Consider the following 15,055-nt stretch of genomic DNA (forward strand, 5'->3'; position numbering starts at 1 on the left):
TCAATCTCCTGAAGAAGGGTCCATCATAGCCCGCCGCCTGCCGGCCTGCAGGACGCTGCGCCGCGCCGCCGACAGGTAGAGCAGCAGCGACAGCACGGCCAGGCCGAGGCAGGCCGCCAGCAGTCCGCCCGCGGGCGTGTGGGCGCCCAGCAGCGCCGCCAGCAGGAGCGGCCCCGCCGCCCGCGCCCCCAGGGTCGGGCTGGCCATGGCCCCGGCGATGGCGCCGTAGTGCGTGCGCCCGTACAGGGCCTGGGGCACGGTGCCGCGCACGATGGTGAGAATGCCGTTGCTGGCGCCGAGCAGCAGGCAGAACAAGGCGGCCGCCGACATGCTGGCGCTCAGGCACAGCAGGGCCAGCAGGCCGAAAGGCAGGGCCGCGAAGGCGAAGCGGCCGATATGCTCGGGCGGCGCGGCATGGAAGAACACGCGCTCGGCGATGCGCCCCGCCACCTGCGCCGGGCCGATCAGGGCCGCGAGGGCCACCGCCATGGTATCGGCGTGGCCGAAACCCTTGAGCAGCGGAATAAGGTGCACCGCCAGGCCCGAGAAGATCAGGGAATTGATGGCGAAGGCGATCGCCAGCTGCCAGAAGGAAGGATGGGCCAGCGCCTCCTGCAGGCTGAAGTCGCCCTGGCTCCCCTGCCCCGGCGCGGCGGACGCAGCGTGATGCACGTGGCCCGGCCCGGCAGGCAGCAGCAGGTGCAGGGGCAGGCAGAGCAGCAGGTGCATGGCGGCATAGGCCAGGCAGGTATTGCGCCAGCCGAGCAGGCCGTCCAGCTGCAGGGTCAGGGGCCAGAACACCGTGCTGGCGAAGCCGCCGAACAGGGTAAGGTTGGAAATGAGCTTGCGCGCTTCCAGGCCGAACTCGCGGTTGATGGCGGCAAAGGCCGCCTCGTAGAGCGTCGCCGCCATGGCGAAGCCGAGCACGGACCAGGCCAGGAAGTACAGCCACAGCGAATGGCTGAGGCCGAGGAGCAGCATGCCGATGGCGGCCAGCACCGAACCGGCGCCCATGACTTTGCGCCCGCCGATGCGGTCCAGCAAGGCGCCGGCGGGCGAGGCGGCCAGGCCGGACAGCACCAGGCTCCAGGAATAGGCGCCGTACACCAGTTCGTTGCGCCAGCCCATTTCGGCGGCGATGGCGGGGCCGAGGATGGCGATGCCGTAGTACAGCGATCCCCAGGATGCGATCTGCGTGACCGCAAGAATGGCCAGCATGCGCCGCCGTACTGCCTTGCCCATAGCACTCCTTGTCTCAAACCCACATTGTTGCCGGGCGGAGGCCGCTTCGTCCAGCGGGGAGCGCGTCAGGGTTTGGGAAGGGGCCGGTACTCGGCGATGGGACGGAACTCGGCGACAGGCCACACCACGAAGCCGGCCTCCAGCAGGCCGTTCAGGATGCCGCGGCAGCGGCCGGCAGGCGCTTCCACGTCCCGCACATGCTGCACGTCGGCCACGACGAAGTGGGTACGGCCGTCGCGCAGGCCGCTCAGGGTGCGCAGCCAGCGGGCGTTGCGGGGGCAGATGGCGGCGGGGTCCAGGCCTGGGGGCGCTTCGCCCTCCGCCAGCGCCGCGAGCTCCGCCTGGCTGCTCCTGGGCTCGCTTCCCGCCAGCGGCGCCAGCGCGATGCGGCCGCGGCCCATGCTGCAGTAGCTCATGCCCGGGAGGGGCACAGGGTCGAGGTCGGCCACCCGCATCTGGGGGCGGCGCTCGCGCAGGGCGAAGGCCACGGCGCCCTGGCCGGGGCCGCGCACGGCCTCGTCCTGGGCGCGCAGGCCGGGAGCGCAGGGAGGATAGGCGTCGGGAGGCAGGCCGCCCGCCCCTTCATAGTGCAGCACTTCGGCCTGCGAAAAGGCGGGCAGCACCACGTTGTCGAAATAGCTGTCGTATTCCAGCGGCAGCCCGTGGGCGGTGGCGGCCAGCACATAGATATGCAGGCCGGGATCGCTGGGGCGCACCGCCTCCCACAGGCGCGGGGCGGGCCCGGCGGCGTAAGCGGCGGCGCTGGCGGCGGCCAGCAGGATGAGCGCGGGAATTCGCATTGGCGGATTCTAACGCTTCTGTCCGCTTAGAAATGCGTGGAATCTCTCAGGCAGCGGCTGAACTTCGTAACAAGATGTTGCAAGGCTAGCGGGGCGTGATCTTCAGGCCCGCGAAATGCGCCAGGGTGCCCGGCCCCACCCACAGGCCCACCGTGCCGCCGCCCTGCCCCAGCTTCAGGTCGCCGACCACCAGGCTGGGCTGTTCCGCATGGTTGATATGGAAGCGTGCGCTGCCGCCCTGCACCACGGCGCGCACGTGTACCCAGCGCCCGGGCTGCATGTCGGCATAGGACTCGTAGCGCTCCGGCCACTGCTTGCGCAGCACTTCCCAGGGATAGCCGGGATGGGCGGCGTACTGCAGGGTGTGGTTGCGCCGCACCTGGTCGTCCGCCCGCGCATTCGAGGGGCGCAGGTAGAAGTATTCGTAGCGCTCGCCGCCCGCCGCGCGGAAGGCCAGGCCCACGAAGCCGCGCGCATCGGCGGAGGCCGTGGGCAGCACCTCGCCCGCCATGTCCAGTTCGATCTCCCCGTCGGTAAAAGGCAGTTCGAGCAGCACCATGCGCGTGTTTTCAGGACTGCGCGGCGGCAGCGTGTCGCTCACGCGCAGGGCGCTGCGCCCTTCCAGCATGGCCGGCTCGGCACGGACATTGATCAGGGTGCGAGGCAGCTGCAGCAGCGGGTCGGGCGTATTTGCCACAGCCTGCCCGGCGAGCAGCGCGGCCAGCAGAAGCATTTTTTTCATGGGGGCCTGTCCTTTGATGATCGATGGACTATAACAAGTATACCAATGCCCATCAGCAACTTTTTCTGCAAAAAGATCAGCGGAACGCTACACTGGCAGCTGCCCGAACCCAGCCGCTTATGTTATTTGACTTGGACAAACCCGTTCAGCCAGCCTCACGCCTGAGGCCAGCCATCCTGCTCAGCCTGCTGGGACTGGGACCGCTGTGCCGCGCCCTGGCGGCGCCGCCGGGCGAGCTGCTGACCGTGCTGTTCCCGGATATCGGCGACCCCTACCGCAAGATCTTCAACGAGATCGTGCAGGGCATCGAGGAGTATCCCGGCAGCCGCGTGGTGGCCATTCCCGTGAGCAGCGGCACGGACACGGCCGAGCTGCAGTCGGCCATGAAGCGCAACGGCGGGCGCATCGTCATCGCCCTGGGCCGCCAGGGACTGAAGGCGGCCAGCGCCCTCGATCCCGCCGTGCTCGTGGTAGGCGGCATCGCCAGTGTCCCGGAAGAGGGAAAATGGCGGGGCATCAGTCTCATGCCGGACCCTGCCCTGCTCTTCTCCTCCCTGCGCAATCTCGTTCCCGGCGTGAAGCGCGTGATCGTTGTCTTCCATCCCCAGCAAAGCGGCGCCAGCGTGCGCCTGGCGAAGGAGGCGGCGCGCAGCCAGGGCCTGGAGCTGGCGGGCTACGAGGCGCCCGACCTGGCCAGCGCCGTGCGCCGCTACGAAGCCGCGTTCGCCGCCGCCGACGGCCGGCGCGACGCGGTCTGGCTGCCCCAGGACAGCATCGGCGCCGACGAGGCCACCGTGCTGCCCCTGGTGCTGCGCGAATCGTGGGAGCGTGCCGTGCCGCTCTTCTCGAGCAGCATGCTGCACGTGAAAAAGGGCGTGCTCTTCGCCCTCTATCCCAACAACGTGGCCCTGGGCCGCGACCTCGCCGCGCTGGCCCTGAACGGGGACCGCCAGCATGGCCTGGCGCCGCTGCGGGCCGTCCGCCTGGCCTTCAATGCAAGGACGGCCAGCCATATCGGCCTGCGGGTTGATGCTGAGCAGCAACGTTCTTTCGACGCTGTCTTCCCATAGTGTGGCTATCCCGCACAAATATTTCTTTGTGGCTACTGAAGCGAATATACTAGCTGTAGTTAGCAAGGCGGCATCGAAAATTTATGATCAAGAAAACAAGTTTTATGGGCGCTCTGCGCCGTGCCGCGGTGGTACTGGCGGCAGCGGTGGCGGCGTCCGCGCATGCGGCCACTGCAGTACCCACAACGACGGAACTGCCCGCCTTTCCCGGCGACGCGCGCATGACGGCGGCGCTGTTCGCCTTTGAATCCGGCTTCGACCAGCTGCCGCTGCGCGGCGACGTGCGACCCATTACCCTGGCCCAGCTGGAAGACCAGCTGCGCCGGCCCGACGTGCAGGCTTCCATCGGCAAGGGAACCATCGCCGTGCTCTATCCGAACGTGGACATGCCTTTCCGCGCCGCCTTCATCAGCATGATCCAGGGCATCGAGGAGCGCACGCGCCTGCCGGTGCGCAGCTATCCCGTGGACACCCGGGTGGACTCGGCGGAGCTGAACTCCACCCTCAAGCAGAACGGCACCAAGGTCGTGATCGCGCTGGGCCGCCAGGGCCTGAGCGCCACCGCGGGCCTGGACCGCGAAATCTCCGTGCTGGTGGGCGGCGTGCTGCTGCTTTCCGACGCGGAGAACGTGGCGGGCATCAGCCTCACGCCCGATCCCGCCCTGCTTTTCGCCCGCCTGCATTCCCTGCTGCCGGACCTGAAGCGCGTGATCGTGGTCTACAACCCGAAGAACAGCGAATGGCTGATCAAGCTGGCGCGCGAAGCGGCGCGCAGCCAAGGCCTGGAGCTGGCAGCCTACGTGGCGGGGGACATGGCGCGCGCCGCCCAGCTCTATCCCACCCTGATCGCCGCGGCCGACGCGCGGCGCGACGCCGTCTGGCTCCCGCACGACAGCACCACGGTGGAGGAAAGCACCATTCTTCCCCTCGTGCTGCGCGAAACCTGGAACAGCGGCGTGCCGCTCTTTTCCAGCAATGTCCTGCATGTGAAGAAAGGCGCCCTGTTCGCCATGGTGCCCAATAATGTGGAGATGGGCCGCACCCTCGCCAGTTCGGCCATCAGTCTCATGAGCGAGCCGCGCAAGCGGGGCGGCAACGGCCTCTCGCCCTCCCGCACGCTGCAAACGGCAATCAATCTGCGCACGGCCAGCCACGTCGGCCTGCAGATCGGCTACCAGCAGCAGCGCAGCTTCGACTTCGTGTTCCCCCAGCCTTGAACGCCATGCTGAAACACTATCTGCGAAGGACGGGCTTCGGCCGCCAGCTCACCGTCATCGTTTCGGCGGCGATCATCGTGCTGGCGGTTTTCTCGTCGGTGATGAACTCCTGGCAGGCGAGCGACCGCATGCGCGACTATTTCCTGAACCAGGGACAGCGCATCGCCGACAATTTCGCCAAGCAGAGCACCCTCGCGCTGCTTTACCACTCCTCTGAAAACGCGCGCGACGTGGTGGGCAGCACGCTGTCCTTCCCGGACGTGACGGGCGTGCAGATCGTCGATGCCAAGCACCGCGTGCTGCTGTCCCAGGCGCGCGCAGGCGCCTGGATCGTGAAGCCGCAGGCCGACAGCGCGCCTTCCCGTCCGGCCCTGGTCGGCGAGAACGGCGAGGCATGGCTGTTCGGCGCGCCCGTCTACAGCGGCCAGGCCGAAAGCTCGCCCTTCGAAATGCAGGAGCGCCAGGCGCAGCTGCTCGGCTACGTCCATGTACAGGTGGGCAAGGGCACGCTGAACACCCTCACCCGCTCCCTCATGCTGGGCAACCTCGCCATCACCCTGTCCTTCGCCGTGATCCTGCTGGTGCTGGTGCGCTTCCTCACGCGCCGCATGACCCATCCCCTGCAGGCGCTGTCGAACCTGATGCGCCGCGCGCGCGGCGGCGAATCGCGCCTGCGCGCCGAGGCGGCCGGTCCGCTGGAACTGATCGACATGGCCCACGCCTTCAACCAGATGATGAACGTGCTGGAACAGCGCGAGGCGGAACTGAAGGAATCGCGCGACGCTGCCGTGAACATGGCCCAGATGAAGGCGCAGTTCGCGGCCACCGTAAGCCACGAGGTGCGCACCCCGCTGAACGGCGTGGTGGGCATGCTGGACATGCTGAAGGAAACCCAGCTCAATACGCGCCAGCAGGAATTCGTGGACGTGGCCTGGAACGCGTCGCGCACCCTCATTGAACTGATCAACAACATCCTCGACTTCTCCAAGATGGAAGCGGGCAAGCTGGCCTTGCAGGAGGCGGACTTCGACCTGCGCAAGCTGCTGGGCGACGTGATCGAACTCGTGGCCCGGCCCGCGCAGCAGAAAGGCGTGGCCATCGGCTTCGAGCTGGCTCCGGAAGTGCCGCCGGGCGTGCACAGCGACGCGCTGCGCCTGCGCCAGATCCTCATCAACTTGCTGGGCAACGCCGTGAAGTTCACGGAACGCGGCGAAGTGGCCGTGCGCGTCAACGCCTCGCCCGAAGCCGACGACTCCATGACCCTGCGCTTCGAAGTGCGCGACACGGGCATCGGCATGAGCCCCCAGGTGCAGCAGCACCTTTTCGAATCCTATGTGCAGCCCGACCCCTCCACCACGCGCCGCTTCGGCGGCACGGGCCTGGGCCTGGCGATCTGCAAGCAGCTGGTCTCCCTGCTCGGCGGGCAGATTTCGGTGAGCAGCGCCGCGGGCATGGGCACCACCTTCGTCTTCACCATCGCCTGCCGCGCCGCCGAGATCCAGCCGGAAGCCGCGCCTGCGCTGCCCGCGTCGGCGGCGCCCCGCGCCCCCGCCCAGCAGTTCCGCGTGCTCGTGGCCGAGGACAACCGCACCAACCAGATGGTGGCCGCGGGCATGCTGTCCATGAACGGCTGCGTATGCGAATTCGCCTCCAACGGGCGCGAGGCCGTGGAAGCGGCCCAGCGCGGCCGCTTCGACCTGATCCTCATGGACTGCAGCATGCCGGAGATGGATGGCTATGAAGCCACGGCCCATATCCGCGCGCTGGAGGAATCGCTCGGCCGGCGCACGCCTCTGGTGGCCATGACGGCCAATACCCAGCGCGGCGACGCTGAGAAATGCCTGGCCGCCGGCATGGACGATTACCTGGCCAAGCCCATCACCCTGGTGGAACTGCGGCGCAAGCTCGAACGCTGGCTGCCCCATGGCGGCGCGCTGGCGCGCGTGCCGGCGCCCCCCGTCCCTGCGCCAGCCGCCGAGGAGCCGGCAGCCGGCGATCCGCATACCATCGTGGACCGGGCGGTGTTCGACAAGCTGCGCGAGATCCTCGGCCCTGCCCTGCCGCATGCCGTCACCCCCTTCCTCGAAGACTCGCCGATCTACTTCGCGGAACTGGCCCAGGCCGTGCAGGCGGGAGACACCGAGACCGCCCGCGCCCGCGCCCACGCCTTGAAAGGCGCGGCGGGCAATCTTGGCGCGCGCGTGCTGGCGGCCCTCGCCCAGCAGGCGGAGCAGCTTGCCATCGAACGCCAGCTGGCGCTGATCGAGCCGCTGCTCCCGAGCCTGCGCACGGCCTGCCTGGATGTCGAAGACTTCCTCCGCACGGAAGTGGAAGCAGTGAGCCAGGATGCCGACGTGCCCATGGCCGAACAGGCCCACGTGCTGATCGTGGACGACGACCGCAGCACCCGCAGCACCCTGCGCCATACGCTGCAGCGCGACGGCTTCCGCGTCGAGGAGGCGTCCGACGGCGCCGAGGCCCTGGCCATGCTCAAGCGCTGCCAGCCCGACGTGATCCTGATGGACGCGGTGATGCCGGTGATGGACGGCTTTGCCGCCTGCGCGCGCCTGCAGGAACTGCCCGGCGGCAGCGCCATTCCCGTGCTGATGATCACCGCCCTGCAGGACAACAGCTCCGTGGAGCGCGCCTTCGCGGCAGGCGCCAGCGACTACATTCCCAAGCCTATCCACTACGCCGTGCTGTCGCAGCGCGTGCGCCGCATCATCGAGGCCAACCGCGCCGAGAAGCGCATCCGCCACCTGGCCTACAACGACCTGCTCACCGGCCTGCCGAACCGCACCCTCTTCTTCGAGCTGCTGGGCCAGGGCATCGAACACGCACAGGCCACCGGCACACAGCTCGCCGTGCTGTTCATGGACCTGGACCGCTTCAAGTACGTGAACGACAACCTGGGCCACGACGTGGGCGACCGCCTGCTGGTGGCCGTCGCCCAGCGCGTGCGCCACAGCGTGCGCAATGTGGACGCCGTGGCCCGCCTGGGCGGCGACGAATTCACCGTGGTGCTGGGCGACCTGGATGGCCCGGCCGCAGCGGCCACCGCTGCCCACAACATATGCCACGCCCTGGCCGCGCCCTTCCAGATCGACGGCCACGACATCTTCGTGACCAGCAGCGTGGGCATCGCCATGTATCCGCACGACGGCGCCGATGTGGCCACCCTCGTCAAGCACGCGGACAGCGCCATGTACCGCGCCAAGCGCACCAACACCGGCTTCAAGTTCTACGAGGCCTCGATGGAGCAGTCCATCACGGAGCACGTGCGCATGGAAAGCGATTTGCGGCGCGCATTGGAAGTGGGCCAGCTGGAAGTGTTCTACCAGCCGCAGGCCACGCTGGACCAGGGCCGCATCGTGGCCATGGAAGCGCTGGTACGCTGGCGCCACCCGACGCGCGGCATGGTTCCCCCCGCCGAATTCATTCCGCTCGCCGAAGAGACGGGCCTCATCAACCCTCTGGGCGACTGGGTGCTGCGCACGGCCTGCGCCCAGCTCCAGCGCTGGATTGCGCAGGGCCTGCCGCCGCTGCGCGTGGCCGTCAACCTGTCGGTGCGCCAGCTGCTGCAGAAGGACTTTGCCGCCACCGTGAGCGCGATTCTTTCCGAGACCGGCCTGCCGCCCCAGCTGCTGGAGCTGGAAATCACCGAGAGCACGCTGATGGAGAACGCGCAGGACACCCTTCAGGCCCTGCACGGCCTGCGCGACCTCGGCGTGCGCCTGTCGATCGACGATTTCGGCACCGGCTATTCCTCGCTCTCCTACCTGAAGCGCTTCCCGGTCGACATCATCAAGATCGACCGCTCCTTCGTGCGCGACGTGCCGCAGGATGCGGACGACGTGGCGATCGTCACCGCCATCATCGCGCTCGCCCACAGCCTGCGCCTGGAAGTGGTGGCCGAAGGTGTGGAAACGCCTGCCCAGCTGCACTTCCTCCAGGCCCGCCGCTGCGACCTGTTGCAGGGTTACCACCTCAGTCCCGCCATCCCCGCCGACCAGTTCGAACAGCTGGTGCGCGGCCACGAACCCCTCCCTCTCCGCGCCTGATTTCCCTCTGGCGGCAGCCCCCTGCGCGTCCTGCGCGGGGGGCTTTTTACCACTAGTTACTTGCAAGTGTGTAGGAGCATTCTTACAAATAATTACCAAAAGTGCGTGAGAATCGGATAGAATTCTGCACTGCAACAATTTGCTCTTAAACAACTGAGTTTTCCACAATGCCACGCCCAGCCCATCGCGCGGCAGCTATCGTAAGGATTTCGCATGTTTGACCAGACTGCGCTGGAGCGCTCGCTGCTCCCGCAAAAAAGCATCTTGAACACCGCAGCGCCGATGGATATGGCAGACCTGGTGGTCGCCTATCTCGAACAATTGGGCATCGATTATGTGTTCGGCATTCCCGGCGGCGCCATTGAACCCCTGTACAACGCCATTGCGCGCAACCAGCGCCGCGGCGGAAACCTGAGCCACATCGTGGCGCGCCACGAAGCCGGCGCCGCCTTCATGGCCGACGGCTATGCCCGCGAAACGGGCAAGATCGGCGTCTGCGTGGCCACCTCCGGCCCCGGCGCGACGAACCTGATCACGGCTGTCGCGACCTCTTACGGGAACGACGTGCCCCTGCTGGTCATCACCGGCCAGCCAGCGCTGCCCTCCTTCGGCAAGCACGGCCTGCAGGAATCGGCCTGCACGGGCATCGACGTGATGGGCATGTTCCGCCACTGCACGCGCTACAACTCCCTCGTGTCGCACGCCATGCAGCTGGAATGGAAGCTGATCAGCGCCCTGCAGCACGCCATGCGCGCGCCGCGCGGCCCGGTGCACCTGAGCGTGCCGGTGGACGTCTTCCGCAGCCCGAGCGCGAGCCAGGAACCGTCCTACGACCTCTCCGGCCTGCTGCTTCCGGCCGAACTGGTAGATGAGCGCGCAATCGATAAACTGCGCTCCATCCTGGCCGACAGCCGCAAGTGCGTCTTCCTGATCGGCGGCGCCTGCGGCGACTCCATCCACTCCATCCTGCAGTTCGCGGCCCTGAAGGGTGCGCACTTCGTCACCACGCCGGACGGCAAGGGCCTCGTCAGCCCGCAGCATCCGCTGTACCGCGGCGTGTTCGGCTTCGGCGGCCACGCCAGCGCCGAAATGGCCCTGCGCGATCCGGATGTGGACACCATCGTGGCCGTCGGCTGCAGCATGGGCGAATGGAACACGGGCGGCTGGAACACCAGCCTGCTGAACGAGCGCCTGGTGCATGTCGACGAATCCGAGGAACACCTGGCGCGCACGCCGATGGCGCGCCACCACCTGCGCGGCAGCCTGAATGCCATCTTCAGCCGCCTGGTCGAATATTCGCACGACCACCATGGCAGCGCGCCCGTCCGCCCGGTTCCCTCCCCGGACTGGAACCCGGAAAGCATGCTGGACGCGCCCGAAGCCTTCAAGAGCGAAGAAGCGCCCGTGAAGCCGCAGCGCCTGATGCGCGACCTGAGCCGCCTCTTCCCGCACAGCACCCGCTTCTTCGCGGACGCGGGCAACAGCGTGGCCTGGGCCGCCCACTACCTGCAGCCGCAGGACCGCCGCCTCGGCGAACGCCGCCTGGGCGGCGCCCGCAAGCGCGACCTTGGCCAGCGCCAGAGCGCGGGCGGCTGGCTGCGCCTGACCAGCCACTTCGCTCCCATGGGCTGGGCCATCGGCGCCGCCGTTGGCACGGCGGCCGCCAATCCCGACGTTCCCGTGGTCTGCATCACCGGCGACGGCAGCATGCTCATGAGCGGCCAGGAGCTGTCCGTGGCCGTGGCCGAGCAGCTGTGCGTGGTCTTCGTGGTGCTGAACGACCGCGCCCTGGGCATGGTGAAGCACGGCCAGCGCCTGGGTGGCGGAGAGCAGATCGGCTACGCCCTGCCCAAGACGGACTTCGCCATGCTGGCGCGCGCCCTCGGCGGCCGCGCCCACACCATCCATTCGCCTGCCGACCTGGACGCGCTGGACATCAAGGCCATCTGCAACTACCCCGGCCCGACCCTGCTGGACGTGCATATCGATCCGGAGGAAGTGCCGCCGATGGCCAGCCGCCTGCGCGTGCTGCTGGACGACGGAGCCTGAGATGGCCAAGGATGCACCCGCGCCCTCGCCGCGCGACCTGATTCACACCGCCATCTGGCGCGAGGAAGCGGAGGACGACAACGCCTTCGCGGCCCGCGCGGCCTTCTGCCGAGGCTATGACGTGTTCGGCGCCATGGTGGGCAACGCCCGCTGGGTGGAGATGCTCTGGCTCCTTCTGCGCCAGGAGCTGCCGCCCCCGGCCGCCCTCGACACGCTGGAAGCATTGGCGGTGGCGCTGGCCAATCCCGGCCCGCGCGACCCCTCGGTGCACGCCGCCATGTGCGGCGCGGTGGGCGGTTCCACCGCTGCCGCGTCTCTGATCGCGGCGCTGTCCGTCGGCGCGGGCCGCGTGGGCGGGGCACGTGAAGTGCACGACGCCATGACCATGTGGCAGCAGTGCGGCGCCGACCTGGCCGCATGGCGCATCTGGTCCGTTCCGGCGCCGGATGCCACCATCGAAGTCTGGCCCGCGCGCGGCCATGTCCCCGGCTTCGACCCGCACGGCGTTTCCACGCCGCTGGCCGTGCGCCAGCTGCTGGCGGCGGCCCTGCACAAGGGCGCGGGCGAGCGCACCGTGTGGCTGCTGGCGAACCTGGACGCGGCGCAGGAAACCATTGGCCTGCCGCTCGCCATCGGCGGCGCGGCAGCCGCCATCCTCTCCGACCTGGGCTTCACGCCGCAGGAGGGCGAAATGCTCTACCTGCTGCTGCGCCTTCCCGGCGCGGCGGCCCACGCCCTCGAACAGAGCGCGGGCGGCTTCAAGCAATTCCCCTTCTATTCCGTCGAACTGCAGGAGGCCGCATGAAGGGCCCCGAACTGCTGCGCGAGCACGCGGGCAGGCTGGTGACGAAGGTTGGCGCCTGCTATCCCGGCAGCCACGCCGTCTTCCGTGGCGCCGACCTGCACCGCGACCTGCAGTCGCTGGACTGGGTGGACCTCTATGTCTTCGGCATCACAGGCCGCCGCCTGAGCGCCGCCCAGGTGGAACTGCTGCACGCCATCTGGGTCAACACCAGCTATCCGGATGCGCGCCTGTGGAACAACCGGGTCGCCGCGCTGGCGGGCAGCACGCGCAGCAGCGCGAACCTGGGCATCGTGGCCGGGCTGGCCCTGTCCGAGGCCCAGGTCTACGGCGGGCTGGCGGGCCTGCGCGCCATCAGCTTCCTGCAGATGGCCGTGCAGCGCGTGGCCGAGGGTGCGGATCTCGAACAGCTGGTGCTGGCCGAAGCGCGCGCCAAGCGCATATACGGCTACGGCCGCCCGATCAATTCGACGGACGAACGCATTCCCGTTGTCCTGGGCATTGCGAAAAAACTGGGCCTGGACGGCGGCGAACACCTGCGCATCGCCTTCGAAACGGAAAAAGTGTTGTTGCCACACTACTCCCAGCTGCGCATGAATTACGCAGCCCTGCACGCGGCCCTGATCGCGGACATGGGCCTGTCCGCACGCGAGTACCAGCTGCTGCGCATCCCCACTTTCCTAGCAGGCATGCCGCCTTGCCAAGTGGAAGCCGCTGAAAAACCGCCCGGCGCGATCTTTCCCACACCGGTTTCAGGCGTGGCCTATTCGGGACTCCCGCCCCGCCCCTGGAGGGGCCAGACGGGCTGAGGATGGATTTTCTGTGCAAATTGCGGAAAGTGCACGTTACAATGAGGCAAGAATTTCCCGCAAGGAGACAGGAACTTGAAGTCGTCGCTTATTCTCAGGTTGTGCATTGCTGCCGCTTTTGCCGGCAACTCCCTGGCCGCGATGGGCCAATCGGTAACCGAGGAAGAAGAACTCAGCCTGGTTTATGGCGACAACGATAGCGTGAGCATCGCCACCGGCAGCAGCATGACGCTGCGCCGGGCGCCGGGCATTGCGACCGTGATCACCGCGGCCGACATCGCCGCCATGGGCGCGACGGACCTGGACCAGGTGCTGGAAACGGTGGCCGGGCTGCACGTGAACCGCAGCGCGAACAACTACACGCCGCTGTATGTGGTGCGCGGCGTGGTGACCCAGTTCACGCCCCAGCTGCTGGTGCTGCAGAACGGCGTGCCCGTCACCACGGCCTTCGTGGGCAGCAAGGGCAATCTGTGGGGAGGCTATCCCGTCGAGCATATCGCCCGCATCGAAGTGATGCGCGGCCCGGGCTCGGCCCTCTACGGCTCAGACGCCTTCTCCGGCGTCATCAACATCATCACCAAATCGGCAGCCGATACGCCGGGCACCGAGATCGGCGCGCGCGCCGGCTCCTTCCGCACGCGCGACGCGTGGGTGCAGCACGGCGGCACCATCGGCCCGGTGGAAGTGGCGGCCTATATCCGCACCGGCGACAGCAACGGCTTCCGCAGCATCATCGATGCTGACGCCCAGACCCGCAACGACCAGATCTTCGGCACCAGGGCCAGCCTGGCGCCTGGCCCCGTGAACGTGGGCTACGACGCCATCGACGCCAACCTGGAACTGGGCTACGGCAAATGGCGGGCCCGCGCGGGCTACAAGCTGCGCGACAACCTGGGCACCGGCGCGGGCATTGCTTCCGCGCTCGACCCCGTGGGCAAGCAGCGCAGCGAACGCATTACGGCAGGCCTCTCGTGGACGGACCCGCAGTTCACGCGCGATCTCGGCGTTGGCGCCGCCATCAATGCCCAGGAATACCGCCAGGAGATTCCCGTCGATTTCGTGCTGCTGCCGCCGGGGACCAAGCTCCCCACCGGCACTTTCCCCAACGGGATGATCGGGGGGCCGGATGCCTACGAGCGCATCTTCCGCCTCTCGGCCTACGCCGACTACAGCGGCATCGAGAACCACCATATCCGCCTCGGCATCGGCCACGACGACCTGGACCTGTACCGCACGCACGAAAGCCGCAACTTCAACTACGCTCCGAACGGTACGCCGATTCCTCTGCCCTCCGTGGTGGACTTCGTGGACCAGGACCCGTTCATCAAACCCCAGCGGCGCCAGATCGACTACGTCTATCTGCAGGACGAATGGCGCATCGCGAAAGACTGGAACCTGACTGCAGGCGTGCGCCACGACCAGTATTCCGACTTCGGCGGCACCACCAATCCGCGCCTGGCGCTGGTCTGGGATGCGAGCTTCGACCTCACGGCCAAGCTGCTGTACGGCCGCGCCTTCCGCGCGCCCTCGTTCAACGAAGGCCACAGCATCACAAATCCCGTGGCGCTCGGGAATCCGGACCTCAAGCCCGAGAAGAACAGCACGCTGGAAGCGGCCCTGGCCTGGCAGGCCACGGCCGACGCGCAGCTCAACTTCACCCTGTTCCACTACTCGATGACGGACATCATCCGCACCGTGCCCAATGCCGTGCCCAATACCGGCGCAACCTATGCCAACACGGGCGACCAGAGCGGACATGGTATCGAAGTGGAAGGCAACTGGAGCATCGCGCGCAATATGCGCCTGGTGGGCAACTATGCGTGGCAGCAGTCGAAAGACAAGACCACCGGCCGCGACGCGGGCTATGCACCCCACCACCACATGAACGGCCGGGCCGACTGGCAGTTCAGCAGCGCCCTGGTGGCGAGCGCGCAGCTGAACTGGGTGGGCGAACGCCAGCGCGCGCCGAACGACGCACGCAAGCCGCTGGGCGGCTACAAGACTGTGGACCTCACGCTGTCCACGCGGCGCGGCAAACAGCAGTGGAACTTCTCCGCATCTGTACGAAATCTTTTCGATGCCGATGTGCGCGAACCCAGCCTGGCGCCAGGCCTCTCGATCCCGCACGACCTTCCGCAGGCTCCCCGCGCCTTCTGGGTGCAGGCCATCTACACGCTGTAATCCGGCCAGCGGCGGCGGATTTTCCGCCGCCGCAAAATCCTTCCGGCATCCCTCTTTGTCCGCCGCGCGGGCACGCAATCCA

10 protein-coding genes are annotated in these 15,055 nt (G+C 67.8%); 7 read left to right on the forward strand and 3 right to left on the reverse strand.

All coding sequences use genetic code 11. From position 1 onward, the window contains the following. From LSQ66_RS09535 to LSQ66_RS09545, 3 genes are all read right to left on the reverse strand, one after another. The gene (locus LSQ66_RS09535; RefSeq protein ID WP_231769542.1) at positions 1–1,242 is read right to left on the reverse strand and encodes an MFS transporter; all 1,242 of its coding nucleotides are present in this window, start codon (positions 1,240–1,242) and stop codon (positions 1–3) included. Between the two features lie 65 nt (positions 1,243–1,307). Beyond that, positions 1,308–2,042, reverse strand: coding sequence for a hypothetical protein (locus LSQ66_RS09540; RefSeq protein WP_231769543.1), 735 nt, complete (start codon positions 2,040–2,042; stop codon positions 1,308–1,310). Positions 2,043–2,127: 85 nt separating this feature from the next. After that, positions 2,128–2,784 carry a LamG domain-containing protein gene (locus LSQ66_RS09545; protein WP_231769544.1) on the reverse strand — a complete coding sequence of 219 codons (657 nt, stop codon included), beginning with the start codon at positions 2,782–2,784 and terminating at the stop codon, positions 2,128–2,130. A gap of 131 nt (positions 2,785–2,915) precedes the next feature. Between LSQ66_RS09545 and LSQ66_RS09550 the strand changes: the two genes are divergently transcribed. The 7 genes from LSQ66_RS09550 (at position 2,916) to LSQ66_RS09580 (ending at position 14,973) form a co-directional block, all read left to right on the forward strand. Beyond that, positions 2,916–3,854 (forward strand): ABC transporter substrate binding protein, encoded by a 939-nt coding sequence (locus LSQ66_RS09550; protein ID WP_231769545.1) that lies wholly within the window; start codon positions 2,916–2,918, stop codon positions 3,852–3,854. 104 nt (positions 3,855–3,958) lie between these two features. Further along, positions 3,959–5,071, forward strand: a complete 1,113-nt coding sequence (locus tag LSQ66_RS09555; protein ID WP_231769546.1) for an ABC transporter substrate binding protein — start codon at positions 3,959–3,961, stop codon at positions 5,069–5,071. Positions 5,072–5,076: 5 nt separating this feature from the next. Continuing rightward, positions 5,077–9,132 carry an EAL domain-containing protein gene (locus LSQ66_RS09560; protein ID WP_231769547.1) on the forward strand — a complete coding sequence of 1,352 codons (4,056 nt, stop codon included), beginning with the start codon at positions 5,077–5,079 and terminating at the stop codon, positions 9,130–9,132. Positions 9,133–9,345: 213 nt separating this feature from the next. Further along, on the forward strand, positions 9,346–11,181 hold the full coding sequence (locus LSQ66_RS09565) for a thiamine pyrophosphate-binding protein (protein ID WP_231769548.1): 1,836 nt from the start codon (positions 9,346–9,348) through the stop codon (positions 11,179–11,181). A gap of 1 nt (position 11,182) precedes the next feature. Beyond that, entirely contained in the window at positions 11,183–11,986 is an 804-nt protein-coding gene (locus tag LSQ66_RS09570; protein WP_231769549.1) for a citrate synthase family protein, read from the forward strand. Continuing rightward, positions 11,983–12,792, forward strand: a complete 810-nt coding sequence (locus LSQ66_RS09575; RefSeq protein WP_231769550.1) for a citrate synthase family protein — start codon at positions 11,983–11,985, stop codon at positions 12,790–12,792. Before LSQ66_RS09570 ends, LSQ66_RS09575 begins: the two co-directional genes overlap by 4 nt. Positions 12,793–12,867: 75 nt before the next feature. Next, positions 12,868–14,973, forward strand: a complete 2,106-nt coding sequence (locus tag LSQ66_RS09580) for a TonB-dependent receptor plug domain-containing protein (protein ID WP_231769551.1) — start codon at positions 12,868–12,870, stop codon at positions 14,971–14,973. The last annotated feature ends 82 nt before the right edge of the window (positions 14,974–15,055 follow it).

The organism is Massilia endophytica (assembly GCF_021165955.1).
In the GTDB taxonomy this organism is placed as follows: Bacteria; Pseudomonadota; Gammaproteobacteria; order Burkholderiales; family Burkholderiaceae_D; genus Rugamonas; species Rugamonas endophytica.

Bases quoted from the DNA above. Each gene is read 5' to 3' on its own strand.
- LSQ66_RS09575 (WP_231769550.1), top strand. From the start codon at position 11,983: ATGAAGGGCCCCGAACTGCTGCGCGAGCACGCGGGCAGGCTGGTGACG.
- LSQ66_RS09540 (WP_231769543.1), bottom strand. From the start codon at position 2,042: ATGCGAATTCCCGCGCTCATCCTGCTGGCCGCCGCCAGCGCCGCCGCT.
- LSQ66_RS09545 (WP_231769544.1), bottom strand. From the start codon at position 2,784: ATGAAAAAAATGCTTCTGCTGGCCGCGCTGCTCGCCGGGCAGGCTGTG.
- LSQ66_RS09565 (WP_231769548.1), top strand. From the start codon at position 9,346: ATGTTTGACCAGACTGCGCTGGAGCGCTCGCTGCTCCCGCAAAAAAGC.
- LSQ66_RS09535 (WP_231769542.1), bottom strand. From the start codon at position 1,242: ATGGGCAAGGCAGTACGGCGGCGCATGCTGGCCATTCTTGCGGTCACG.
- LSQ66_RS09560 (WP_231769547.1), top strand. From the start codon at position 5,077: ATGCTGAAACACTATCTGCGAAGGACGGGCTTCGGCCGCCAGCTCACC.
- LSQ66_RS09555 (WP_231769546.1), top strand. From the start codon at position 3,959: ATGGGCGCTCTGCGCCGTGCCGCGGTGGTACTGGCGGCAGCGGTGGCG.
- LSQ66_RS09570 (WP_231769549.1), top strand. From the start codon at position 11,183: ATGGCCAAGGATGCACCCGCGCCCTCGCCGCGCGACCTGATTCACACC.